We start from the raw sequence: 437 nt of genomic DNA, 5'->3' as shown, positions 1-437 counted from the left end.
GAAGAGACTACGGGGATTGATAACCCAGCTACACCAGAAGTACCGACTGGTACGAGTGATGAGAACGATCCATGTGATCCGATGCATACTGCTGTAGCATTAACAGATACGGATGGAGATGGTTTAACCGATTGTGAAGAGACTACAGGAATCGACAACCCAAATACACCTGAAGATCCAAATAGCTATGGTTCAGGGCCATTTGATCCAAATAATGCTTGTGACCCAGTAGGCATTACTACTATCGATAGTGATGGCGATGGTCTTACCGATTGTGAAGAAACTACGGGAATTGATGATCCATCAACGTCAGAGGTACCAACAGGTATTAGTGATGTAAATGATCCGTGTGATCCGATGCATACTGCCGTGGCGTTAGTCGATACCGATGGCGATGGCCTTACCGATTGTGAGGAGACTACTGGAATCGATAACCC

Annotated in this window: 1 protein-coding gene; it reads left to right on the top strand. The window is 46.0% G+C overall.

Going from position 1 to position 437, the window contains the following annotated elements:
• Positions 1-437: hypothetical protein (locus HHX25_RS21080; protein WP_394352865.1), on the top strand; the 437-nt coding region annotated here is incomplete at both ends.

It is taken from the genome of Flavivirga algicola (assembly GCF_012910715.1).
Taxonomy (GTDB): Bacteria; Bacteroidota; Bacteroidia; order Flavobacteriales; family Flavobacteriaceae; genus Flavivirga; species Flavivirga algicola.
This window is presented reverse-complemented; position numbering and strand designations above follow the sequence as displayed.